General features: G+C 45.0%; 22 protein-coding genes. 7 read left to right on the top strand and 15 right to left on the bottom strand.

Going from position 1 to position 23,721, the window contains the following annotated elements:
* Positions 1 to 162: 162 nt before the first annotated feature.
* A complete protein-coding gene (locus M3630_RS29955) occupies positions 163 to 540 on the bottom strand; it encodes a MerR family transcriptional regulator (protein WP_088906424.1) in 378 nt (125 codons plus the stop codon).
* Positions 541 to 729: 189 nt separating this feature from the next.
* On the opposite strand from M3630_RS29955, the gene M3630_RS31275 reads away from it, so the two are divergent.
* A complete protein-coding gene (locus M3630_RS31275; protein WP_353057270.1) occupies positions 730 to 1,497 on the top strand; it encodes a carboxymuconolactone decarboxylase family protein in 768 nt (255 codons plus the stop codon).
* A 758-nt stretch (positions 1,498 to 2,255) separates the two neighbouring features.
* Here the strand turns inward: M3630_RS31275 and M3630_RS29940 are convergent.
* From M3630_RS29940 to M3630_RS29925, 4 genes are all read right to left on the bottom strand, one after another.
* Entirely contained in the window at positions 2,256 to 2,975 is a 720-nt protein-coding gene (locus M3630_RS29940) for a YebC/PmpR family DNA-binding transcriptional regulator (RefSeq protein ID WP_221867606.1), read from the bottom strand.
* A 161-nt stretch (positions 2,976 to 3,136) separates the two neighbouring features.
* Complete coding sequence (locus tag M3630_RS29935; protein WP_251254606.1) at positions 3,137 to 4,081, bottom strand: metal ABC transporter substrate-binding protein; 945 nt, start codon at positions 4,079 to 4,081, stop codon at positions 3,137 to 3,139.
* A gap of 15 nt (positions 4,082 to 4,096) precedes the next feature.
* Entirely contained in the window at positions 4,097 to 4,957 is an 861-nt protein-coding gene (locus M3630_RS29930) for a metal ABC transporter permease (protein ID WP_251254605.1), read from the bottom strand.
* Positions 4,957 to 5,700: a metal ABC transporter ATP-binding protein gene (locus tag M3630_RS29925; RefSeq protein WP_251254604.1), complete on the bottom strand. Its 744-nt coding sequence runs from the start codon at positions 5,698 to 5,700 to the stop codon at positions 4,957 to 4,959. The genes M3630_RS29930 and M3630_RS29925 overlap by 1 nt, the downstream gene beginning before the upstream one ends.
* A 416-nt stretch (positions 5,701 to 6,116) precedes the next feature.
* On the opposite strand from M3630_RS29925, the gene M3630_RS29920 reads away from it, so the two are divergent.
* Positions 6,117 to 7,487, top strand: coding sequence for an amino acid permease (locus M3630_RS29920; protein ID WP_173608791.1), 1,371 nt, complete (start codon positions 6,117 to 6,119; stop codon positions 7,485 to 7,487).
* A 49-nt stretch (positions 7,488 to 7,536) separates the two neighbouring features.
* Here the strand turns inward: M3630_RS29920 and M3630_RS29915 are convergent, their stop codons facing one another.
* Positions 7,537 to 7,878: a hypothetical protein gene (locus tag M3630_RS29915; RefSeq protein ID WP_251254603.1), complete on the bottom strand. Its 342-nt coding sequence runs from the start codon at positions 7,876 to 7,878 to the stop codon at positions 7,537 to 7,539.
* 108 nt (positions 7,879 to 7,986) lie between these two features.
* Here M3630_RS29915 and M3630_RS29910 point away from each other — a divergent pair, with 108 nt between their 5' ends.
* Complete coding sequence (locus tag M3630_RS29910) at positions 7,987 to 9,816, top strand: adenine deaminase (protein ID WP_251254602.1); 1,830 nt, start codon at positions 7,987 to 7,989, stop codon at positions 9,814 to 9,816.
* Positions 9,817 to 9,872: 56 nt separating this feature from the next.
* On the opposite strand, the gene M3630_RS29905 is transcribed toward M3630_RS29910, so the two are convergent.
* The gene (locus tag M3630_RS29905) at positions 9,873 to 10,580 is read right to left on the bottom strand and encodes a MerR family DNA-binding transcriptional regulator (RefSeq protein ID WP_251254601.1); all 708 of its coding nucleotides are present in this window, start codon (positions 10,578 to 10,580) and stop codon (positions 9,873 to 9,875) included.
* Between the two features lie 161 nt (positions 10,581 to 10,741).
* On the opposite strand from M3630_RS29905, the gene M3630_RS29900 reads away from it, so the two are divergent.
* A complete protein-coding gene (locus M3630_RS29900) occupies positions 10,742 to 11,377 on the top strand; it encodes a DUF5701 family protein (RefSeq protein ID WP_251254600.1) in 636 nt (211 codons plus the stop codon).
* Between the two features lie 78 nt (positions 11,378 to 11,455).
* Here M3630_RS29900 and M3630_RS29895 read toward each other — a convergent pair whose 3' ends face one another.
* Entirely contained in the window at positions 11,456 to 11,836 is a 381-nt protein-coding gene (locus tag M3630_RS29895) for a MerR family transcriptional regulator (protein ID WP_251254599.1), read from the bottom strand.
* A 114-nt stretch (positions 11,837 to 11,950) separates the two neighbouring features.
* Here M3630_RS29895 and M3630_RS29890 point away from each other — a divergent pair, with 114 nt between their 5' ends.
* Positions 11,951 to 12,712 carry an SDR family NAD(P)-dependent oxidoreductase gene (locus M3630_RS29890; protein WP_251254598.1) on the top strand — a complete coding sequence of 254 codons (762 nt, stop codon included), beginning with the start codon at positions 11,951 to 11,953 and terminating at the stop codon, positions 12,710 to 12,712.
* Positions 12,713 to 12,781: 69 nt separating this feature from the next.
* On the opposite strand, the gene htpG is transcribed toward M3630_RS29890, so the two are convergent.
* The 3 genes from htpG to catA all read right to left on the bottom strand — a co-directional run bounded on the left by htpG (position 12,782) and on the right by catA (position 16,823).
* A complete protein-coding gene (gene htpG / locus M3630_RS29885) occupies positions 12,782 to 14,662 on the bottom strand; it encodes a molecular chaperone HtpG (RefSeq protein WP_251254597.1) in 1,881 nt (626 codons plus the stop codon).
* A 256-nt stretch (positions 14,663 to 14,918) separates the two neighbouring features.
* The gene (locus M3630_RS29880) at positions 14,919 to 16,082 is read right to left on the bottom strand and encodes a PstS family phosphate ABC transporter substrate-binding protein (RefSeq protein WP_251254596.1); all 1,164 of its coding nucleotides are present in this window, start codon (positions 16,080 to 16,082) and stop codon (positions 14,919 to 14,921) included.
* An 81-nt stretch (positions 16,083 to 16,163) separates the two neighbouring features.
* The gene (gene catA / locus M3630_RS29875; RefSeq protein WP_251254595.1) at positions 16,164 to 16,823 is read right to left on the bottom strand and encodes a type A chloramphenicol O-acetyltransferase; all 660 of its coding nucleotides are present in this window, start codon (positions 16,821 to 16,823) and stop codon (positions 16,164 to 16,166) included.
* Positions 16,824 to 17,026: 203 nt separating this feature from the next.
* On the opposite strand from catA, the gene M3630_RS29870 reads away from it, so the two are divergent.
* Entirely contained in the window at positions 17,027 to 17,848 is an 822-nt protein-coding gene (locus M3630_RS29870; protein ID WP_251254594.1) for an S-layer homology domain-containing protein, read from the top strand.
* Positions 17,849 to 18,001: 153 nt separating this feature from the next.
* Here the strand turns inward: M3630_RS29870 and M3630_RS29865 are convergent, their stop codons facing one another.
* From M3630_RS29865 to M3630_RS29850, 4 genes are all read right to left on the bottom strand, one after another.
* Positions 18,002 to 19,381 (bottom strand): HAMP domain-containing sensor histidine kinase, encoded by a 1,380-nt coding sequence (locus tag M3630_RS29865; RefSeq protein ID WP_251254593.1) that lies wholly within the window; start codon positions 19,379 to 19,381, stop codon positions 18,002 to 18,004.
* Positions 19,368 to 20,075, bottom strand: a complete 708-nt coding sequence (locus tag M3630_RS29860; RefSeq protein WP_251254592.1) for a response regulator transcription factor — start codon at positions 20,073 to 20,075, stop codon at positions 19,368 to 19,370. Before M3630_RS29860 ends, M3630_RS29865 begins: the two co-directional genes overlap by 14 nt.
* Before the next feature lie 50 nt (positions 20,076 to 20,125).
* On the bottom strand, positions 20,126 to 22,132 hold the full coding sequence (locus M3630_RS29855; RefSeq protein ID WP_251254591.1) for a serine hydrolase domain-containing protein: 2,007 nt from the start codon (positions 22,130 to 22,132) through the stop codon (positions 20,126 to 20,128).
* A gap of 144 nt (positions 22,133 to 22,276) precedes the next feature.
* Entirely contained in the window at positions 22,277 to 22,693 is a 417-nt protein-coding gene (locus M3630_RS29850) for a VOC family protein (RefSeq protein WP_251254590.1), read from the bottom strand.
* 219 nt (positions 22,694 to 22,912) lie between these two features.
* On the opposite strand from M3630_RS29850, the gene M3630_RS29845 reads away from it, so the two are divergent.
* The gene (locus M3630_RS29845; RefSeq protein ID WP_173608808.1) at positions 22,913 to 23,650 is read left to right on the top strand and encodes a cyclase family protein; all 738 of its coding nucleotides are present in this window, start codon (positions 22,913 to 22,915) and stop codon (positions 23,648 to 23,650) included.
* The last annotated feature ends 71 nt before the right edge of the window (positions 23,651 to 23,721 follow it).

The following is a 23,721-nucleotide window of genomic DNA, read 5'->3' as shown; positions in this document are numbered from 1 at the left end:
ACTTCATGTTTTTCTCTTTGATCCACTGCTTGATCTGCTCTTTTGACATCATAAAAATCTCCCAACCTTTCTAAGACTAATTGTAGTTTAGAGGTTGAGAGTTTACACAGAATATTTTACAGACTCGCATACAGCCGAGCTTTTAGCTTACAGTCCAGTATACTAAATTTTCTGCGTGTCTTTCCTTTCTTGAAGTTCGTACATCGCAACCTTATAACTTATTACTTCTAAATGTTTTAGGTTTTCATTGATTTTATTCTGCACTTCTAATTTATGCTGCATCATCATTTCTTTTCTTTGCAGGAATGTTTCATCGCCTAATTCATAAAGATCGATATATTCTTTTATTTTAGAAATAGGCATTCCTGTCAACCGCAGAGATCGGATAAAGTTGATCCATCTCAAATCTTCATCATTATATATTCTACGACCATTTGAATCTCGAGAAATATTTCTTAACAACCCTTCCGTTTCATAAAATCTGAGTGTATTTGCAGACACATGTAAGTTATCAACTACATATTTCATTGAAAATGACATCCGATCCGTCCCCTTTCGTTATAGTTACTATAGCGAAATGTAGATCAAAAAAATAGAAAAATGCTTTAGTAACCTCTACCTAATAGCAAATTCTATTGTAAAAACCTATATTTGACTTCGAGCAGCAATAATAAACTACATTAGAAGTACCGGGAAATAGAAAACCTCAAAACTGGAGGCAATTAAGCGATGAACTCAAACTATGAAAATGGAAAAAAACTTTTTCAAGAAACTGATGAAGCAGGAATCCAAGCGGTTATTCATGCTTTAAGCGATGTATCTCCCCACATAAGTCGGTACATTATTGAATTTTTTGGGCAAGTTTTCAATAATCCCGTACTCACCTATGAACAAAGAGAAATAATCGTGATCTCTGCGTTAATATCGTTAGGTGATACTCCAAATCAACTCAAATGGCACATGAACTTCGGTTTGAAAGTTGGAATTACGCCGAACGAAATTATTGAAATTGCTACCCATTGTATTCCGTTTTGCGGCGCTCCTCGTGCTTTAAATGCCATTACCGTTGCGAAACAACTTTTTGCAGAACAAAATATCGAAGTAAACATCGAGGACGAACTACTACATTCTGTAGGGGAACGACGGGAAAGAGGCATAGCAAAACTTCAAGAAATCGACGGCAAACATGGTGAGGCGGTTGCCGATTCACTGGCCGAGATTGCCCCTGTATTAGCTGAACAAATCATTGAATTTGCGTTTGGTGAAATCTACAGCCGCTCAGGACTAAACCCTAAACAGCGCCAACTCGTCACATTAGGAGCCTTAACTGCTCAAGGTGGATGCGAGCCACAGTTGGACGTTCATCTCAATGCCTCCATTCGTGTAGGTCTAACGAGACAAGAAGTGATTGAGGCATTACTGCAATGCTACCCATACACGGGATTTCCTAAAGTCTTGAATGCTATAAATGTTGCCAAAAAGATATTTTTAACATAGTTATTCACCGATAGGGCAAGTTGATAAAAAGACCGGACTTCACTCACAGAGTTTTTCTGGTCTTTTTAATTAGATAAATTTTACTACTTTTTTCAGTGTACATTCATCATTTTTCCTATATGTTGGAATTAGTGATTGTCGAAAATGACTCTTAGGTGATGGATGTGCATACCCTTTATCTTGCTTAATCCAACTAACACAAAAATGGTGTAAACCACCTCCACTATATCTACATCACTAAAACACCCAGAGAACCTTCCAAGTCATATTAAATTCCAATATGAACTCCCCTCATATTTCACAATCCTATCAGAACCTTCAGAATCCCGTATTATTTCACTATTTCTTTAAACACTCTATTTATTAATCTCAATAACTATGCAAAAAGCGAAACCGCGTCCAAAGTGGTCCTTTCAGGATGTTTTTTCAGAGGTGGACGCTTAAGGGCGTGTTTCGCTTTTTGCATTCCATCTTGGTCGGTGTCCCAAAGATCTTCGCTTTTTTCTCCTGTTTCCTCTACGAGCATTCCGTGTTAGACGGGTTTTAAAAGCCTTAAAAGATGGAAGAATGTAATCAGTCACGACAGAGAAGAATATTTCCAGACGTAGCGACTTGTGGAGTCCTACCCTTCGGAGCGGACAGCCCCAGCCCCCAGCTGGACGGAGCCTGGAGCCTAGACTGGAAATATTCTTCTCTTCACCAAAACAACATAAAAAAGACCTCTGTCCTAAAACAAAGGTCTTCCCCCATCGAAATAATTATTCACCTAAATCAACGTTATGGTACACCTGCTGCACATCGTCCAAGTCTTCCAAAGCATCGATCAGCTTTTCGAATTGAGCTTGTACGTCTTCTGTCAGCGTTACTTCATTTTGTGGCAGCATGGTCAGTTCAGCTACGGTAAACTCTGTGACGCCACCGTTTTTGAGTGCTTCTTGTACAGCATGGAACTGTTCGGCATCTGCGTAAACGATGACAGCACCGTCTTCTTCCAAAATGTCCCGCACGTCTACGTCTGCTTCCATCAAGATTTCCAGCACCTCATCAGAGGATTTGCCTTCCATACCAAATACCGCTGTTGGGTCAAACATATAAGCAACCGAACCGGATACGCCCATGTTACCGCCGTTTTTGTTGAAAGCGGCACGTACTTCAGGAGCTGTGCGGTTTACGTTGTTGGTCAGTGCATCCACGATGATCATGGAACCGTTTGGCCCAAAGCCTTCATAGCGCAGCTCGCTAAACGTTTCATCAGAGCCGCCTTTTGCTTTATCAATCGCGCGGTCGATAATCGCTTTCGGTACGCTGTACGTTTTGGCACGCTCCAGGACGACCTTCAGAGCACGGTTGGACTCTGGGTCCGGCTCGCCTTGCTTTGCCGCTACGTAAATTTCCTTCCCGAACTTCGCGTAAATACGACTGGTGCTCGCGTCTTTAGAAGCTTTCTTTTCTTTAATATTGTTCCACTTACGACCCATAATCCCACTCTCTTTCAATATGACAGATTAAAATATGAATACTCCGGATTCCTTTAACACACTAGCCTATTATACCTCAATCTGACGAAAGATGTTAAGCAGTGGAAGAATTTAAAAGCACAGCCCCTGATTAGAAGAGCTGTGCTTTGCTTTTGCCAGGCTTATTTCTTGGTCAATCCTTCGTAAATCGTCTTGATATTCCACTCCATCATTTTGATATACGTATCACCATCTTCTCCCGGCTTTCCGAGAGAGTCCGTAAATACTTTCCCGACAATCGGTACACCCGTTTCATTCGATACCATCTCCATGCTGCGCGGATCGATACTCGTCTCTACGAACAGAGCCGGGATTTTTTTCGCACGAATCGTATCGACCACCTGCGTAACCTGCTCTGGCGTTCCTTGGTTCTCCGAGTTGATTTCCCAAATGTACGCCGCTTCAAAATCGTACGCTTCGCTGAAATATTTGAACGCTCCCTCGCTCGTCACAAGCAAACGCTGTTCTTTCGGAATCTGGTTGTATTGCTTCACCGCTTCCTCGTGCAGTGCAGTCAGCTGTTCGATGTACTTCTTGGCGTTTTGCTCATACGTTTCCTTGTGCGCTGGGTCCACCTTGATCAAGGCATTTTTTGCATTCTCCGCATACTTGATGCCATTGCGTACATCCAGCCAAGCGTGCGGGTCTTCTTCGCTCTCTTTGCCTTTCGTCGTCAAGTGCTTGGCAGCTACGCCCTCACTGAGACGGAACACAGGTGCATCCGGGCCTGATTTGCCTGCTGTGGTCATCAGTTTATCGAACCAGGAGTTACCGGCTTCCAAGTTCAGTCCATTGTAAAAAACAGCGTCTGCATCCGTCGTTTTTTGCACGTCAGCAGGCAGTGGATCATATTCATGCGGATTGGAGCCAATTGGAGCGAGACTATGGATCTCTACCCGATCCCCCCCAACGTTTTTCACGATGTCATACAGGATGGAATACGTGGTTACGACCTGCAGCTTATCATTATCTGATTTCGTGGGCTCGTTCGCACTTTGCGGAGCACCACACGCTGCCATCAATACGGTTGATAGTAGAAAAACGAAAAACAGATTCCACTTCTTCATAACAATAATTCTCCTTTACTTTAAGAGCTCGACCCGTTTTTGCCGGGCTCGGATTGATTTCCATACTACCCCGTGTTTTCGGGAGAAAAGAAAGGCCAGGAAGAAGAGCACAGTTGCAACCACGACAATTGTGGCACCAGAGGCCAAATTATAGGTAAAGCTAAAATAAAGGCCGATAACCGAAGACAGCATCCCAAAACCGCCAGCCAAAAAGATCATGATCGACAAACGATCCGTCAAAAGATAAGCAGTAGCAGCCGGTGTAATCAGCATGGCGACGACGAGCACGATTCCTACAGTTTGCAAGGAAGCGACAGTTACCATCGTCAACAAGGTCATCAGCAAGTAATGAATGAGGTTGTTACGCAAGCCGTAGGCGGCAGCAATGGTCGGATCAAACGAAGTCAGTAACAGTTCTTTGAAAAAAGCGTAGACTGTCACGATGACGATAACCCCGATACCGACTGTCACCCACATGTCTGACGAGCGCACAGCCAATACATTCCCGAACAAAATGTGATAGAGATCGGTACTGCTTTTCAGCATTGTAACCATGATGATTCCGATCGCAAAGGCTGACGTGAACATAATCCCAATCGCCGTGTCGTTCTTGATGCGGCTATTTTGGCTCACGTAGCCAATTCCAACAGCGGTGAGCACACCTGTTAAAACAGCGCCCACGAAGAAATTGATCCCAAAAGCATAGGAGAGTGCCACCCCAGGTAATACAGCGTGCGAGATGGCATCCCCCATCAAGGACATTCCACGCAAGATGATAAAGCTACCGATGACGCCGCAGATTAACCCAACCACTACAGATGTAAACAATGCTTTTTGCAAAAACTCATACTGTCCAATTGCCATCAAGAAATCCATTATGCAAGCACCTCGGTCTTTTCGAGAAATGGGAGTTGATAGGAATATGCTCTCGACATGACTTCTCGATTCAGCACTTCATCGACCGTACCGAACTTGATCAATTCTTTGTTCATTAAAAGGAGTTGATCAAAATACGCATATGCTTTGGACAAGTCATGATGGACGACGACGATTGTTTTGTCCTGAAATTGCAGCTCTTTCAAAATGCGAATGATTGTATCCTCGCTCGCCACATCAATTCCCACAAACGGCTCGTCCAGAAGCAGCAGCTCTGGTTTTTGCGCAAGTGCCCTTGCCAGGAAGACACGCTGTTGCTGCCCGCCGGAGAGCTCCCCAATCTGCCTGTCGCGGAAATCCTCCAGCCCTACTTTTCTCAGGCATTCCAACGCCCACGCTTTTTCCTTTTTCTTCGGAAATTTAAACAGTCCAACACTTGGGTATGTCCCGATCAGCACTGTATCCATGACGGTGATCGGAAACGTCCAATCAATTATGCTCCGCTGTGGTACATAGGCGATTTTCTTCCGCAATTCATTTGTCTCTTTCCCAAAAATCCGCACATTCCCCTTATCTCTCGGAATGAGTTCCAAGAGCGCTTTGATCAGGGTTGACTTCCCTGCCCCGTTTGGACCGATGATTCCAACCATGCTCCCTACTTCAACATCAAAAGAAACATCCCGAACAACTTCGTTCCCAAAGTAGGAGACATGCAAACCCCTTACCGCGATAGCAGATTCCATGATTTTTCCCTCCAAATAATAGCCCGTTATATGATCCCGCCCAAAAACCGATGGTGAAACGGGTAAATCCCACATGCACATATGCCTACATACAACAATGTAGTCTTGTACCAATAATATTAACCAAAACAAACTAATATGCATTCGTATAAAAAAGTTGCCCTAACGCAAAATTAAATGATTTCCATTCTCATGTCAATATATTCTTTTTTCTGAAATACAAAAAAAGTGCAGCCTATGTTTAAAAGAGTCAGCACTTCCAGGATGTTCCTATTCCGTTCATATCCAAAAGCTTTTTTTCTATAAAAATAAATAAACATATGTTAAATCGCTATAGTTATGTTAATATGAAGATTATCTGTTTGATAAAAATCTAAAAATTGAAAACTAACTAAAAATATAGAGAGGTGGATCGTATGCAGGATCAAAAATTGGAGAGAGGTCTAAAAAACAGACACGTACAACTCATCGCGATCGGTGGAGCAATCGGAACAGGATTATTTTTGGGCGCAGGAAAATCGATTCATTTAGCCGGCCCATCCATCTTATTTGCTTACTTGATTACGGGCGTCATCTGCTTTTTAATCATGCGCTCCCTCGGTGAGCTCCTCTTGAGCAATTTGAACTACCATTCTTTCGTGGATTTCGTCAAAGACTATTTGGGGAATATGGCCGCATTTGTCACGGGCTGGACTTACTGGTTTTGCTGGATTTCCATCGCCATGGCCGACCTGACAGCGGTTGGTCTGTACACGCAATTTTGGTTTCCGGAAATACCGCAGTGGATGCCAGGCTTAATCGCCCTCGTGATTTTGTTAATCATGAACCTGGCTACGGTGAAGCTTTTTGGAGAAATGGAATTTTGGTTCGCGCTCGTTAAGGTCATCGCGATTCTCGCCCTGATTTTTGTCGGCATTTTCATGATCATCAAAGGCTTTTCTACGAATGCAGGTGCGTCCACCTTTACGAATCTCTGGAGTCATGGCGGTATGTTCCCGAACGGCTTCAATGGGTTCCTTCTCTCCTTCCAGATGGTCGTATTCGCATTTGTTGGGATCGAGCTCGTCGGTCTGACGGCCGGTGAAACAGAAGACCCAAAACGCGTCATTCCAAAGGCGATTAACCAAATTCCGATTCGAATTTTGATTTTCTACGTTGGCGCACTCATCGTCATCATGAGCATTTATCCTTGGAACGCGATCAACCCGTTGGAGAGTCCATTCGTGCAGGTCTTCGCAGCGATTGGCATTGCAGCCGCTGCCGGTATCGTCAACTTTGTCGTACTGACATCCGCCGCTTCCGCATGTAATAGCGCCATTTTCAGTACAAGCCGGATGGTTTACTCCCTTGCCAAAGAAAAGAATGCACCTGTGCCCCTTACCAAACTGACTGCCAACAAGGTCCCGGCAAATGCACTACTCTTTTCGACAGTTGTCATTCTAATCGCAGTCGTATTGAACTACGTCATGCCAGAGGGCGTATTTACTCTGATTACTAGTGTTTCGACCGTTTGCTTTATCTTTATTTGGGGAATCACGGTCATCTGTCATTTGAAATATCGCAAAACGAGACCGGAATTAGCAAAAGCGAACCCATTTAAAATGCCGCTCTATCCTTTTGCCAATTACCTGATCCTGGCATTCCTTGCCTTCATCCTGGTCGTCCTTGCACTCGCGGAAGATACACGAGTCGCCTTGTTTATCACACCTGTATGGTTTATTCTGCTCGTCGTGATCTACAAACTGCGGAAAACGAGGACAAATGAAATAGAGGTAGCCGAACACTAAGCAGCGCCTCCTGTTTTCACTTTCAACAACGGTGAAAACGGGAGGTGCTTTATTTTGGTATCTCCTCACGCTGCTCCCCTTCAAATACCCCTTCGATCACAATACCCTTCTTGCACTTTAGGTAGTACATAAACGGAAAATAGGAGACAAAGCCAAATAGGACTGCGCCTAATCCATACAGCAGCGGTACAGAAAGCACATGCAAGATTCCCGCTGTCCATCCCTTGACCTGCATACTGAAAATCAAAGCTTCCGAAGCGCCAAACTGCCCCATTACAAGTAAAAATAGGAAACGAAAGGCCCCATCCAAAACCCCGATCGAAGCCCCGGCTCCCGCACACAGCTTGATGTAGGACGATATTTTTATGTTTATGACTTTTACTCTCGTCATCCACTACACCCTCTTTTTAAAAATTTTTTCTAAAAGAAAACTAGCTTCCTTCCTCTTCGATGTGTACTATATGTAAAAAACCAAATCCAGCATGAGGTGATAGTAAACATGACACAGCAGAATCCGTCCTTTGCAAGACCTCCACTCGCAGATTGCATTCCTGATCTCGTTGCCTTTTCCAGAGGGGAGAAAAAAGCGACCCTCTTCATCTATAACGGCACTCTCGTCAATGTTCTCTCTGGTGAAATCTTGCCGAATATGTCCATCGCTGTTGTTGGCACCCGTATCGCCTATGTCGGTCCTTATGTAGAAGGGATGACGGATGAATCCACCAGGATCATCGATGCAAAAGGAAAGTATATGGCACCAGGACTGTTGGACGGGCACTGTCATATCGAAAGCAGCATGCTGTCCGTGACGCAATTCGCCAATGCGGTACTGCCGCTCGGAACGACAGGCGGTTTTTTCGACGCACATGAGATCTCGAATGTTCTCGGTCTACCTGGTTTGCGGATCATGCTGGATGAGGCGAGACAAACCCCGATGGCTGCTTACATGCAGGTCGCTTCCTGCGTCCCTTCAACGGATGCTTCTTTTGAAACGGCTGGGGCAGAATTCGGACCAGCGGAGGTCGCGGAAGCATTGAGCTGGGGACCCGATATGATCGCGCTCGGAGAAGTCATGAATTTCCCTGGGGTCGTGTACGGAGACCCGAAAATGATTGGAGAGATTCAAGCGACATTGCGGGCAGGAAAAGTAGTGGATGGTCACTATACATGGCCGTCAAGTGATCCACGTCTGGCTGCTTATGCAGCTGCGGGTGTAACCGGCGACCATGAGTGTGTGACCAGCGAAGATGTCGCACAGCGGGTACGCCTTGGCATGTATGCCAAAATGCGCCGCGGCTCAGCCTGGCACGATGTTGCAGCAACGATCAAGGCACACACCGAACAGGGCATTGACTCCCGCCGGATGATGCTCGTGTCCGATGACCGCATCTGTGATTCGTTGAAAGAAGAAGGTCATATGAACTTCATCGTCAGACATGCGATCTCGCAAGGAGTCAAGCCTGTGACTGCCTTTCAGATGGCGACCATCAATACAGCAGAACGATTCGGTGTCGCACGAGATGTAGGCTCGATCGCACCGGGTATCATCGCCGATATTATTTTGCTCGACGGGAATCTGGCAGATGTAAATGTCGTGACGACGATCGCACGCGGTGACGTAGTGGCGGAAAACGGTGAAATGACGCTCGAACTTTCTCCGTTCCCTTACCCTGAGTTTGCCATCAACTCTGTGAAAATCAAGGCTGAGCTCACGCCATCTGACTTCATCATCAAGACCCCCGTTCCGTCCGGGACGATCAAGACACGCGTCGCAGTTGTCCGCGAAAATCACGTAGAGACGGATGAAGTGTTTGTCGATGTGGCTGTCGCAAATGGCGAGCTCCAGATTACGCCCGAGAGTACCTTGTGCAAAATGGCTGTTTTCGAACGCCATGGGAAAACAGGCGGCTCTGGCATTGGGATTGTCGGCAATGTCGGATTTAACCAGCCAGCAGCGATTGCCATGACTGTCGCCCATGACTGCCATAACGTGCTTGTCATTGGAAACGATGATGAGCGGATGGCACAAGCAGCCAATGCTGTGATCAGCATGCAAGGAGGCATCGCTGTCGTGACTGGAGACGGCGAAATGGTGGAGCTTCCGCTGCGTTTAGCTGGACTGATGTCGACCGAGCCTTATGAAACAGTTGTGCAGCAATCCATGGAGATTAGCCAAGCCTTGGTGAAGGCGGGCTGCACGATGAACTACGCCTTTATGACATTGTCTTTGCTTGCTCTGGTCGTCATACCGACATTGCATATATCGGATACGGGCTTGATTCGCATTTCAGATGCAGGATTTGAGCGAGTATCACTGTTTGTGGAATAACGATGACATCCCCTCTTTTGCGAATGTGCAGAAGAGGGTTTTCTCTTTTGGCCATCTCATTCTTCGACCAACTGAACCACTTTGCATAATTGATAGAAATAGAAAACCCCACGCGTTTGTACGAGATTCATCTGCTCCAGATAGCGCAGCGTTTCCAAAGCGATGTTTCGCGCCTCTTTTACATCCTCTTCATTCATGTTCGCGATGGCTTCCTTCAGCTCCACAACCGATAAGGAATAGACAGCAGGTCGCAGCGTGCGTAGCAGCATGATTTTGCGGATTTGCGAGCGATTGAAGAGACGGTAGCCATTTTTCTCATCGCGGGAAGTCGTAATAAGTCCAACCTTTTCCCAGTGGCGGATGGTTGAGCTCGGCAGAGAAGTCATGGTTGCTACCTCCCCAATCGTCATCCATTCTCCGTTTCCAGCTTCCTCACCCTTTCCAGCTGGACCGTCTTCAAGCATCGCCACGTTTCGTTCCGCTAACTGTTTGTCCCTCTGCAAGTTAGCCTGTACCTCATTCACAAGCCATAGAGCAGCCTGCAACTGTCTATCCTGAATCAATCGCATGACCTGCGCCGTCACATCCATTCCAAAGCCTGGGGACATGGCTTGGATACAGGTAAAATAAGCGACGTGTTCCTCCGTATACTTCCGGTAGCCGCTCACTGACCGCTCTACAGGTGGAACCAGCCCATGTGCTTCATAATTGCGCAAGGCGCTCGTACTCAGCTTCAGCTTACGTGCAATATCAATGGGGCGCACGGCAGCCAGCCTCCTTCCGATTTTCTTCCACAAAGATTAAAGCTTATTTGTAAAGTTACTTCAACCCAAATCAGCCTCATTCCTTTTCTTTTGGAGAAACCTTTCAATTCGCGCGAATGTTGTAAGATGAATGTGACAAGTGGAAGGAGGCGCATTAACTTATGCACAAAGCTGAATTCGAACGGCAACTGACAACACTCATTCATAAGGGCTATCCTGAAATGGCGGGCATGACAGCAGATGAATTTCGGGAAAATCTGGCCCCGCTGCAACCACTGGCAGAAGCTCTCACCATTCAAGAAGACGACCTGCAAGCGGGCCTCGTCCCCTTTGTTCTCGTGGTAAAAGGCGAATGGTTCGACGGAGAAAAAGCGATGCAAGCCATCGAGCGGAAAAAGAAAGCTGGCTTCAGTGTCATGGATGCAGAAGAAATCCGGCGATTTACACCCATCGAAGACATCGAGATTCCTACAGGAATGGCTTACCTGATGACCGGAATTGATACGGGAAAAGAGACGCTGAACATCACTCCGAATGACGCGATGCCCATCCTCTTGGAGCAGCAGCGTTCTCCGCTCACGCTGGAGGAAGGGATTGCCCTGATCACTCACTTCCCGGATCATGTAAAGAAAAACAACGGCTTTTCCCTGCTCGGCTCTCGTTGTGGCGACCGACGCGTGACAGCCATGTGGATCAGCGAAAACAAGCCGAAGCTAGGCTGGTGCTGGGCTGGCAATCCACACACGTGGCTCGGTTCTGCTTCCTGCCTAGCTCGTTTGGACGAAAAAAAACCTTGAAGCTCACTCAAGGTTTTTTTCGTCCATGAATCTATCTTCCAAAAGCCTGCTTGTTTCAATCCGCGCGGGCAATGGAGCTCAGTCTACAGGTGCTTTGGCTGCTCGGTTACTGATGAAATCTTTGTAAGCAACAATTTTACGTTCTAACATACCATCCACATCGATTAAATTTTTTATTTGCTGCTCAATATAGTGTTTATGATCCTCTAAAAGACTCAATCGAGCTGAAGCAGTATGTTCTCCTTCTAAAAACAATGAAGCGTACTTCTTGATTTTCGAGATAGGCATTTGCGTTTCTTTTAACTTGATAACAAATCGCAGCCATTGAATATGCGAATCGTTATATCGCCTGTCACCGCCTTCATCGCGATCCGGAATAATTATTTTTTCCTTTTCATAATACCGCAGCGTATGTGTGCTTATCCCTAATAGATGTGCCACTTCACCAATCGTATGCATGAGAAACCTCCGAATGGATTTTATACCCTTGACTTAGAGTTTACTCTAATCTGTATACTCAATGAAACATTCAATCTCAATGGAAGCTATTGAATAAATTCAGGAGGGATATACATGAATTATACGGTCATTACGGGGGCAAGTTCAGGAATTGGTTTTGAAACCGCTCTGGCATTTGCTGCTCGTGGAAAAAACTTAATTTTAGCAGCACGTCGAACGAATGAATTAGAAAAGCTACAATCAAAAGTGGCTGAAATCAACGCAAAATTGGATGTAGTCATTCGGACAGTTGACTTAAGTGTGCGCGCAAATGTTCATGACTTTTACGACAGTCTAAAGGATTATGAGATTGAGACCTGGATTAATAATGCGGGGTTCGGAAACTTTGCTTCTGTTGGGGACCAAAACTTGAATAAAATTGAGTCCATGCTTCACTTGAATATTGAAGCACTAACGATTCTATCTTCTCGTTATGCTCATGACTATGCACATGTGAAAGGAACGCAAATCATCAATATTTCTTCAGGCGGAGGTTACAAAATCATTGCTAACGCCGTGACCTATTGTGCAACGAAGTTCTATGTAAGTGCCTTTACGGAAGGTCTAGCACAAGAATTGAGGGAGAACGGAGCAGAAATGCGAGCAAAAGTCTTGGCACCTGCTGCAACAGAGACCGAATTTGCGAAGCGTTCCTTTGATATGGATCATTTTGAATATGCTGGTGCAGTTCCCAAGTTCCATACAGCTAAACAAATGGCCGGTTTCTTGCTCGATCTATATGACAGTGAGAAGGTTGTTGGAATTGTGAATGGAGCAACATATGAGTTCGAGCTAAGGGATCCAATCTTCACGTATGTATCGAGGCCAAGCAACTAGTTTTTTATCATTCCGAGACATTTTCCACATCAAAAAGAGGATGAGTAAGTCTCATCCCCTTTTTGATGATTAAACCATTACTTTGCAAATATCGTTCGTAAACTCTACTGGGTCTTGAATCGGCAAGCCTTCGATCAAGAGAGCCTGATTGTACAGAAGCGCCGTATACAAATTGACCTTTTCCTTGTCTGTGTCAAATGCACCCTTCAACGACTGGAACACCGCATGGTTCACATTGATCTCCAGCACCTTGTCTGCCTTGACGTTCGGATTGTTCGGCATCGCATTCAAGATTTTTTCCATTTCAATCGTCATTTCACCCTCAGTCGACAAGCAGACAGGGTGTGACTTCAAGCGCTTGGAGGCTTTGACAGCTTTGACTTTTCCTTCGAGCAGCGATGCCATATAGTCGAACAGCTCTTTGTTGTTCTCGTTTTCTGCTTCGGCTGCTTTTTCTTCTTCACCCGGTTCGATTCCCAAATCCCCGCTCGATACGGATTTGAATTCCTTTTCCTTGTAGTTCATCATCATTTTGATCGCGAACTCATCGACGTCATCTGTGAAGTACAGGATTTCGTAGCCTTTCTCGGATACGAGCTCTGTTTGCGGCAGCTTCTCGATTCGCTCGATCGACTCGCCAGATGCGTAGTAGATGTACTTTTGGTCTTCTGGCATTCTCTCTACGTACTCTTCTAGCGTCACCAGCTTTTTCTCTTTGGAAGAGTAGAACATCAACAGGTCTTGCAGCGTTTCTTTATGCCTTCCGTAGTCGCTGTACATGCCGTATTTCAGCTGTCTGCCAAACGACTTGTAGAACAGCTCGTATTTCTCCCGCTCTGTTTTCAGCATGCTTTGCAGCTGGCTTTTGATTTTGCTCGTGATGTTTTTCGCAATCAGCTTCAATTGACGGTCATGCTGGAGCATCTCACGGGAAATGTTGAGCGACAGGCTCTCGGAGTCAACCATCCCTTTGACAAAGCTGAAGTAGTCGGGAAGCAGGTCTGCACATTTGTTCATGATGAGTACGCCGTTCGCATACAGCTCCAGACCTTTTTCGTACTCCTTCGAGTAGTAATCAAACGGCATGCTCTCCGGGATGTACAAAATCGCCTGATAAACAACGGCTCCATCTGCATTGATATGGATGTGCGTCAGCGGCTTGTCGAAGCCGTAATGCTTGCTCGCATAAAACTGCTCGTAATCCTCCGTGGTCAGCTCGCTTTTATTTTTACGCCAAATCGGAACCATGCTGTTCACGATTTGTTCTTCCTTCACCTGTTCGTACTCGTTCTCGCTGCCCTCTTTTGGCTTATGCTGCGTAACGTCCATTTTGATCGGGTACCGAATGAAATCGGAGTACTTTTTGATAATCGCTTTTAATCGGTACTCTTCCAAAAACTCGTCGTAATTCTCTTCCTCCGTATTCTCCTTGATTTCGAGAATGATTTCGGTTCCGACGGAATCTTTTTGATAAGGCTCAATCGTGTAGCCATCCGCACCGCTGGACTCCCATTTGTACCCAGTGTCGCTGCCCAGTGCTTTACTGATAACCGTAACCTTGTCGGCAACCATGAAAGCCGAGTAGAAACCAACGCCGAATTGACCGATGATGTTGTAGCCATCCTTCGCGTCGTTTTCTTTTTTGAACGCCAAAGACCCACTCTTCGCAATGACACCCAGATTATTTTCCAACTCATCCTGCGTCATGCCGATCCCGGTATCTGTCAGCGTCAATGTTCTGGTATCTTTGTTAACCGCTACTTTGATGTAATAGTTCTCTTTATCGAACACCAATTGATCATCGGTGAGCGACTTGTAGTAAATTTTGTCAATCGCGTCACTCGCATTGGAGATCAACTCGCGCAAAAAGATTTCCTTTTGTGTGTAAATAGAATGGATCATCATTTCCAACAGACGTGTAGATTCTGCTTGAAACTGCTTTTTTTCCATGAAATACCCACCCTTCCGGACTTCTTATGTATTCCTTTTTTGATGTTAGCACTCTCACCTCGCGAGTGCTATTCACTATTTTTATAACAGTCTTAGATTTTTCTGTCAATATGATCCAACTAGAAATAAAACCGCCAGCCTGCAAGCCTGACTCCCGGATCATCGCGACAATCACGACCCCAAATCGAGACAAAGGGAGAGCGAAGAAGAAACCCTCGGGTCAATCTCCCAAGGGTCTCCTTTGCTTCGCCTAATTTTATTTCACCGGAATATAGCCCGTTTTTTCTACTAATTCTTGTCCTTGTGGAGACAAAATCCATTCGATCAGTTTCTCTGCATTCGGATTGTCCGTCCCGGCTGTCACTGCGTAAAAATCGGCCGCAAACGGATACGCTCTGCTTTTTATCGTTTCCTTATTAGGCATTACCCCGTCAATCGCGAGCAGACGAATGTTTCCGTTTCGCACCATCTCCGTGGCATAAAACAAGAACGAGTAACCGATGGCATTCGAATAATTTTTGTAGTTGGCTGTTTGCTCGATGATTTCACCCATTCCTGTTACCACGTCTTCTTGTGGTGCTTTCATGAGCTCTTTGCCTCCCATGATTTTCTTGAGCATCGTCTGACTTCCGCTATTTTCAGGACGCTGAAAGGATCGAATATACTCATACCCGCCCCCGACTTGATCCCAGGAATTGATGTCTCCCGCATAAATGTCCTGAATCTGCTGGGTAGTGAGTCCGTGAACAGAATTCTCTGCATGGACGAAAAAGACAAAAGCTTCCTTTCCAATCGGGGTCAGCTTAAACTCTACGCCTTTTTCTTTTGCTGACAGGAGCTGTTCCTCGGAAGGCGCTGCCGCAAAAATGATATCGACTTTGCCATCCAGTAAGTTTTCGTACGCATTTGGCGTCTTGTTTACCATGACTTCACTGTCGTAAATATCGTAATTTTTCTCGGGATAAACAGCCTGCACAAAGGAAGCGTAAAGAGGATACAAGGCCGTCGCCCCATCTATTTTGGGCAAATCAGACTGTAATGACAATGTCGCTGGTTGATCCAGTTTATGGACCTTGGAGTCTGTGGCGAACGGTTTATACTGTTCCAGATCGACCTCTGCCTCACTGACCACAGGAATGCTGTTATGGTAATAGCTGCTGATCTCATATCCTGCAACTGGCAGCGTACAAAAGAGAAAATAGACAAAGAGCGCCCGGTTCCATAACCGACTCTTTTGCGGGGCGAACATTTGGCCGATGATATAGATGATAAAAACGACCGTCGTGACAGCGACAAGTAGGCAATAAACTCTTCCCTGTGCGTTCAAGGCAGTCATCACCATCGCCACGACTCCGATCACAGTGATGATCGCACCCAAAACAATACAGCCGAAGATTTTTCCTACCAATTCTTTGTTCATTCCTTCTCCTCCCAGTTCTCCTACCGTTATTATAAATGATTGGGAGAGATTAGGAAGAAGAAGCATACCAAACGAGCCAATTTACTCGACACCTAACCATTCCTTATAATTTTTTGCCCATTTTTGCAAATCGTTGATGAACAAGCTGGCGTGATAGCCATCACAAACCGCATGATGGACTTGCAAAGAAACAGGCAATAACGTTTTGCCTCCTTGCTCGAAATACTTTCCGCTCGTAATGATCGGCAGCAAATATCGCCCATCTCCCGAAATATTCAGATTAAACCCACTGAAGCTAACCCAGGGAATACACGAGACAGGGAAGGTATAAGGCGGTTCCGGTTCTTTCGCTACAAAACCTTTGTTGTCCCCATACTGTTTCATATCCGCTACGTAATTTTGATAAAAAACAGGGAACTCGTCAGCGAATTCCGTCCACATCGTAGAAAATGTTTGATCGTCCTTGTGAAAAAAAGTATAACTGGGTATCATGCTCTCCCAGTAGCCCAACTGGCCATCTGCATGAAACGATGTCCGAAATTCACGATGCTCATTGACAACGTTTGTCACCATATACAGAAAAGCCGGGTACAGCTTCATCCCTTTTTGCCGTAGAGCGGGGAGCAATCCCGATATATCAATGTTGGCTGTCATACTGAAGGTACAATTCACTCGGTTCAGATAATGCTCGAAATAAGACTTTCTGCTCCAATTGTTTAGATCGATTCGCTGAAATTTCATTGGATATCCCTCCTAAAATCGAAAACATCATGATTTTAGGAGGTGATTTTGCGTGTCCTTTTCATAACACCATCCCCTTCTCCAATCCTGCCTTACCCCTCCAGCATACCATTTGCATCTCTTCCTGACATCTGCCTGTGTATAGCCAAAATGTTTAAGCAGAAATAGAGAAGGGAAAAGGAAAGGGATGGTAAAGGAGGAACATGATGAAAAATATGTCTTTATGCTTAGCTCTTATCGTTTCGATTCTTTTCTCAACTTCCATGCCTGTTCAAGCCAGTCAGTTCAGCGATATCCCGAATGGACATTGGGCTCGGGAATCCGTTGATTTCATGGTGAAAAAAGGTGTATTAAGCGGTTATTCCAATGGGGCCTTCAGACCGAATGAGGCGATTGACAGAGCCGAGCTCACTGTTATGTTTCATAAGCTGTTTAATAAGCTCCGTCCGAATCTAAACAAAGAATCCTCCGAGCAGAAAATACAGAAGTTTGAAGATGTCCCCAAAAAACATTGGGCCTATCAACCATTAATGGAAATGTACGATGCAAACTCATTTGGTGTTGTAGATTGGGACTGGGACAAAGTCTACATCTATCCCGAAAAAAAGGTAACGTGGTGGGAAGCTATGTACTTCTTCCAAACGTTTTTTTACCAAGAGATGTATCAAATGCCCGCCGATCAAGTTTTGCAAGTCCTCGCTAGAATTGACGATATTACCGTACAGTCGGTCGATTCACCTAACTATCGATCGCCTTATCCTGGTTCCACTGCTATTCCTAACGCCGAATACACAATTAGCTACAGTCACCTCGACTCTGGAGAAATAACTTTCGCCAATGGTGACATTGACGCATTAAAAGCTTATGCACTCGCATGGCTAGTGGGCAACGACATCATGAGTACGTGGGATAACCAATTGGAAATACACGATCCACTCACACGAGCGGAGGCAGTAGTCATGCTGCACCGTACTTACAACGTATTATTAGCGGATGGGTCTCTCTCAACGTATACGAGTAAATAACCCTCGCCCAAACTCTCGTTTTAGAAAAGGAGCCCTCACATTTGGAAGGCTCCTTTTAGCAAATGCACCTTTTACTCCATCTGCATTTTGCTCATATCCATATACAAGCAGATTTCAGCGAAGCCCACCCCATACATTCCCGGACAGTACCGCTCATTCAAGAGGCAACGTTATTTTAAATAGAGTCGTATACCGTTGATTTCTTTCCAAATGAATGGTCCCCTGATGTAACGTTATAATTTTTTTACAAATGGCTAGACCGAGTCCGGTGCTATCTTTCACAGGATTGCTCCCTTTTATGAACTCTTCAAAAATGTGTTCCCTAACATCCTCTTGAACACCTGTACCGTTATCACCCAACCACAGAACAACGCCGGTCTCTATTTTCTCGCATGAAACGAATAGCTGCGTTCCCGGCGGATTATGTTTTAGCGAGTTACCGATCAAATTCGTAATAACGCGGTTCATATGCATTTTGTCGAACATGACGAACAGCGGCTCCTCTGGAATTTTCACATCCAGCTGAAATCCCCTATCTTCTATTTCCGGATAAAATTCCGCAACAAGCTGCATAAACCACTTACTGATATTCACCTTTTCTTTATCAAGTCTTACGTGCTGGTCTTCCAGCTTTGCCAGCTCGAACAAATTTTGAATCAAATGGGCCATATAAGACGATTTGTCGTTAATATATTGAACATACTGACGCCTTTGCTCTTCTTCTAGCTCCGGCCTATCCAGCAACAACTGAGAATAACCGAATACAGATGTAATCGGCGTTTTCAGATCGTGAGACAAATGCAGCAGCATGTTTCTTTTGTTGTCCGCTACCGCTTCTTTCTCTGCCGAGGTCTGCTGTAGTCGTTCTGCCATTCCGTTAAACGCTTCCCGGATTTCTGCAAATTCCATTTCAGCCGAAAATGTAAGCCTCTTCTGATAATTGAAGCCTTCCATCTCTTTAATACCCTCTACAATTTGCCGGAGAGGCTTCTTCATCTGCAAGACGGAGTACCTGGTATAGAAATAAAGGGCGATGAACAACAGAACGACAAACAACGCTATTAAGATTCCAAGCGCCAATGATATAATTTCCGACCGCTCAGGAATTTTCCACAACAGAACATAGTTTTCACCCTCTGGCCCTTGCGCTCGATAGGCATGGTAGAAAATTGAATCATCATTTCGCAGTATGTCCACTTTAGCGTACAGCATTCCATCGCTATATGTCATGATATTGTCTTCCTTGTTGCCTTTTACATAGATGACTGTCCCCGATTCATCCACGATCTCGAACCAGCCGCCGTACTCGTCTAACAACCGACCATCAATCTTTTCAAAAGGGTACTGGTATATTTTACTGCCGTCCACTCGGGTCAAATCGGGCGTTTTATCAAAATAGTTGTCCATCAACAGGTCTGTCCCCAAAAGAGCAATCATAATCGTGCATAAGAACAAACCGCTTATCACAACATAGTGCCGAAAAAACAGTTGTTTTAACGGCCGCTTGTCGGGGATGCCCTCATTTTTTTTCAAAACGATAGCCTAACCCCCTGATCGTAATTAGATAAACTGGCTTTCTTGGGTTATCCTCAATCTTCTCCCTGAGTTTGCTGATATAGACCATGATGAGGTTTTCATCCCCTATGTATTCCTGCCCCCAAACATGCTCGTAGATGGATGCTTTTGTAAAAACTCTCCCCGCATGCTTCATCAGTAAAGACAAAATCTTGAACTCGTACGATGTCACTTCTTTCTGCTGTCCATTTTTGTACAGCTTACAGCTCACCAAATCGAGCATGACATCGCCAATTTGTATGATTTCATGGTTCTGCTTTTCACCTTTAGAAAATACATCCATTCTTCTGAATAACGCTTGAACTCTGCTGACGACTTCTATGGGGTTAAAAGGCTTTCCCACATAGTCGTCAGCGCCAAGCTGCAGTCCAATAATTTTATCCATATCGTCCGATTTCGCGGACAGGAATAAAAACGGAACTTCGGAAATATGTCGCATCTTTTTTAATAACTCGTATCCATCCATCATCGGCATCATAATATCAGCAATAACCAGATCGATTTGCACGTTTGAGAATACAGCCAGCGCATCAACCCCATTACCTGCTTCAAAAGTAGCAAACCCGTAATTTTTCAAATAAATACTGAGTAGTTCACGAATTTGTGCTTCATCGTCGATGATCAGTATCGTTTTGATTGTACTTCCCTCCATCGCCTCATGTCGCAACGAAGCACAAACAAGAAGTCACGGCTTGTTGTACCCTAAAATAATTGGTCTGCGAACCGAGATAGTAACGCAGCCGCTTCTTTCCTTACCATCAGCTGCTCTGATTTATAATCGAAACTGCCATCTCTGCCTTTCACCACTTCTGGTCCGTATAATCCTTTTGCCACTACGAAATGGACTCCCTCTAAAGCCCAAGCATCTGTCCTACCACTCAACTTGGCTTTTTTCGGCTCTCCATGAAGATAGCCAAATGCCATGCGCCATACGATGGTTGCTGCTTCTTGACGCGTCAATGGCTCGTTCGGATAAAATTTGCCATCAGCAGATGCTTTTAATAAACCTAACTCGTAAGCTGATTGAATTTCCCGCGCATACTTGTTACCTGAAAGATCCGTGTAAATCGGTTTATGCTTTGATGGGGCAATGCCACTCCACTTGATGAACCAGCCAACAAACTCTCCTTTTGTTATCTGTTGTTCGGGCGAAAAGCGATTGTCTCCTTCCATATCAGCAAAGACACCGATCTGGCGCAGGTGATAAATATAGGACGCATATGGATGGTCATTCTCCACATCCTGATAACGTTGCGGCTCAGGCATTTTTTCTGCCCAACTATCTGATTTTAACTCGTAATAGAAAGCCTGCACATCTCCGTGATCGTTCAGCTTAAAAGCAGCTTTACTACCTTGTTCATCCTGGAATAAGAGTGGCTCCACCTCATATAGGACATGTTCTCCCAGCGAGTCTTTTACAATGAGCTTGCCGCCTTCAGCACGTATACGAGTCGTCCACATCCGGTTTCGCAAATCGCTGTATGTCCCTTCAAACTTCGTGAGTTCTTGTTTCGCTAACTCAAACGCTCCCCTTTTCTGCTCATTTTTCGGGTAGTAATGATCCATAAACGCTTTAATCAAAGGTATACGAATTTCGTAGTCCTTATTGACCGTAACAAATACTCCCACTTTTTCTTCCGGGATCAACCACATCCCGGTATGGTATCCTTGTAAATCCCCTCCTTTTTCAATAACATATTGTCCATTGTAATTTTGCTGGTTGGTATATTCGAAACCAAGCGCCATGTTATTCAGCTTTGGATGCACGGAAAGATGAGGTCTATGCATTTCTGCCGCCGTTTCTTCTTCCATAATCGTCACATTCCCAAGCTTTCCTTTATTGAGATGAGCAATCATGAATTTAGCCATATCAGAACCAGTTGAGAGCATTCCACCATCAGGAAGCTCCGTTGGTACCATTGCATAAGTCGGGATCGGCTGTCCGATAATATTATAAGGTACAGCCAACTCTTTGACTATTGAGGGTGTAAGTCGAAAATCACTATTTTCCATGCCAAGCGGCTTAAAGATGCGTTCCTGCACGTATTCACCAAATGGTTTTCCTGCTACTTGTTCCACAACATAACCTTGAATGGTGAAGCCGAGGTTGTCATATCTGTAAAACTCTCCTGGCTTGCGAATGACATTTGGGAGATTGTCCATAACGAATTTCTTTAAAGAAACCTCCCGTTTCAAGTCGGTTGTTGAACCGTCAGAAGTGTCTCCAAAGTCAAATCCAGTGGCGTTCGTTAACAGATGTTTCATTGTAAGAGGAGTGCCTGTCTTATTCGGAATCCGGGCACCCCCCATATATGCGGATACATCTTTGTTTAAATCTATTTTTCCTTGCTCCGCCAATTGCATAACGGCTGTAGCTGTAATAACCTTGGATACTGACGCTACACGGAATACAGTCCGATCAGGATCGACCGGAATCTTCTTCTCTACATCCGCATATCCATACCCTTTTTTAAAAAGGACCTTGTCTCCTTTTACAACTACAAACGAAGCTCCTGCCAAGTTGTTCTTAATTTCTGACCGGTTAAAAAATTCATCTGCAAATTGCTCTACCTCTCTCGGATCATCCGGCCCAGATACAGAAGATGCGAACACTTTGGTTGGAGAAACAACTCCGCTTACAAGGCTGACGCTCATAGTAGTTACAAGTACAGTCGCCATTAATGTCTGTAACTTCGAAAACATTTTCATAAGATTGCTCCTCTCCTTTACCCTTATTTCCTTCTCTAAAAGAGTAAGCAATCAATCTTAATCGTATTTCTATACAACCTTAATAGAACATGAATTTTTTGCTTGTTCATGCAAAAAACCCTGATTTCTCAGGGGCACGCTCCTCTATTCTCTCGCTATCTGTCTCCTATCCATATACAGCACATTCCACCGATGACCATCCAAATCAGCAAAGCCTGCCCCGTACATTCCCGGACCATGCTCCCGCGGCTCACTGAAAACAGTGCCCCCAGCGTCTATCACCTTACCCACCAATTCATCCACCTTTTCCCTGCTCTCGGCATCGATCGAAAACAACACTTCCGTTCCGCGCTTTGTATCTGCCAGTTCATTTTGCGTAAAGGTTTGGAAGGTAGCCTCCGGAAACAGCATAATGAGCATGTTTTTTTCGCCGATTACCAAGCCCGCCATCTCTTTGCTATTCTCATGGCGAGGATGAAAAGAGAATCCGAGTGCGGCAAAAAATGATTTGGACTTTTCGAGGTCCTTGACGGGCAAATTGATCCAAAGCTCTTTTGTCATGGAAATTTCTCCTTCGCTTTTTGTTTGGATGATACTCATTCTTCTCCTTTAAAGCATAGCAGAATCATGCTTGAAAGCTTCTTCCCGATTGCTATATTGTGTTAAACCATTCATTCATATCATTTCCGATATTGACACTCGGATTTGAAACCGATAAAGTATTGGATAAACTCGGTTTTACAAGCGCGAAAATTCCAAAAACAATAACGAGGTGGGCACATGGCAAACGATTTGATTCAAGCAATTACCCTGTTAAAACAAAAAGAATGGGTGGATCTCACGCACACATTCGGTCCGGAATCCCCGCACTTCCACGCCTTTGACGCCGCCGAATTCCAAACGCTGTTCACGCATGACGACGGCTTCTTTGCCCAGCGTTTCTCTTTTCCTGGACAGTACGGTACGCACTTGGATGCACCGATTCACTTTGTGCGCAACAAGCGTTACTTGGACGAGATCGAGCTGAAAGAACTCGTACTGCCGCTCGTCGTCATCGACAAATCAAAAGAAGCCGAAGCCAACAACGACTATTCGCTATCCGTGGAAGACATCTTGCATTTCGAAACCGAGCACGGTCAAATCGAGGGCGGCTCCTTCGTTGCCTTGCGCACAGATTGGAGCAAGCGCTGGCCAGACGTCGATGCCTTCAACAACAAGGATGCAGATGGCAATAATCACGCTCCCGGCTGGTCATTGGAGGCTTTGAAATTTTTGTTCGAGGAAAGACAAATCAAAGCAGTCGGTCACGAAACCTTCGATACGGATGCGACAATCGACTACCGGAAAAACGGAGCGCTCTTGGGCGAATATTTTGTGCTTGATCAAGACACCTATCAAGTGGAGCTGCTCAAAAATCTCGATAAGCTCCCGGCAAAAGGCGCTGTCATAGTAAACATTACACCCAAGCCTGAAAAAGCCTCCGGGTTTCCTGTTCGCTCGTTTGCCATATTGCCTTAAAGCTAAAGCCGAGTAAAAGCCAGGTATCATCACCGATCACCTGTCGCTTACTCGGCTTTTCATCTGAAAAT

This window comes from Brevibacillus sp. MER 51 (assembly GCF_023714195.1).
GTDB lineage: Bacteria > Bacillota > Bacilli > Brevibacillales > Brevibacillaceae > Brevibacillus.
This window is presented reverse-complemented; position numbering and strand designations above follow the sequence as displayed.

Coding starts and splice junctions, on each gene's coding strand:
- M3630_RS29955 (WP_088906424.1), bottom strand. CDS start 540: ATGTCATTTTCAATGAAATATGTAGTTGATAACTTACATGTGTCTGCA.
- M3630_RS31275 (WP_353057270.1), top strand. CDS start 730: ATGAACTCAAACTATGAAAATGGAAAAAAACTTTTTCAAGAAACTGAT.
- M3630_RS29940 (WP_221867606.1), bottom strand. CDS start 2,975: ATGGGTCGTAAGTGGAACAATATTAAAGAAAAGAAAGCTTCTAAAGAC.
- M3630_RS29935 (WP_251254606.1), bottom strand. CDS start 4,081: ATGAAGAAGTGGAATCTGTTTTTCGTTTTTCTACTATCAACCGTATTG.
- M3630_RS29930 (WP_251254605.1), bottom strand. CDS start 4,957: ATGGATTTCTTGATGGCAATTGGACAGTATGAGTTTTTGCAAAAAGCA.
- M3630_RS29925 (WP_251254604.1), bottom strand. CDS start 5,700: ATGGAATCTGCTATCGCGGTAAGGGGTTTGCATGTCTCCTACTTTGGG.
- M3630_RS29920 (WP_173608791.1), top strand. CDS start 6,117: ATGCAGGATCAAAAATTGGAGAGAGGTCTAAAAAACAGACACGTACAA.
- M3630_RS29915 (WP_251254603.1), bottom strand. CDS start 7,878: ATGACGAGAGTAAAAGTCATAAACATAAAAATATCGTCCTACATCAAG.
- M3630_RS29910 (WP_251254602.1), top strand. CDS start 7,987: ATGACACAGCAGAATCCGTCCTTTGCAAGACCTCCACTCGCAGATTGC.
- M3630_RS29900 (WP_251254600.1), top strand. CDS start 10,742: ATGCACAAAGCTGAATTCGAACGGCAACTGACAACACTCATTCATAAG.
- M3630_RS29895 (WP_251254599.1), bottom strand. CDS start 11,836: ATGCATACGATTGGTGAAGTGGCACATCTATTAGGGATAAGCACACAT.
- M3630_RS29890 (WP_251254598.1), top strand. CDS start 11,951: ATGAATTATACGGTCATTACGGGGGCAAGTTCAGGAATTGGTTTTGAA.
- htpG (WP_251254597.1), bottom strand. CDS start 14,662: ATGGAAAAAAAGCAGTTTCAAGCAGAATCTACACGTCTGTTGGAAATG.
- M3630_RS29880 (WP_251254596.1), bottom strand. CDS start 16,082: ATGAACAAAGAATTGGTAGGAAAAATCTTCGGCTGTATTGTTTTGGGT.
- catA (WP_251254595.1), bottom strand. CDS start 16,823: ATGAAATTTCAGCGAATCGATCTAAACAATTGGAGCAGAAAGTCTTAT.
- M3630_RS29870 (WP_251254594.1), top strand. CDS start 17,027: ATGATGAAAAATATGTCTTTATGCTTAGCTCTTATCGTTTCGATTCTT.
- M3630_RS29860 (WP_251254592.1), bottom strand. CDS start 20,075: ATGGAGGGAAGTACAATCAAAACGATACTGATCATCGACGATGAAGCA.
- M3630_RS29855 (WP_251254591.1), bottom strand. CDS start 22,132: ATGAAAATGTTTTCGAAGTTACAGACATTAATGGCGACTGTACTTGTA.
- M3630_RS29850 (WP_251254590.1), bottom strand. CDS start 22,693: ATGACAAAAGAGCTTTGGATCAATTTGCCCGTCAAGGACCTCGAAAAG.
- M3630_RS29845 (WP_173608808.1), top strand. CDS start 22,913: ATGGCAAACGATTTGATTCAAGCAATTACCCTGTTAAAACAAAAAGAA.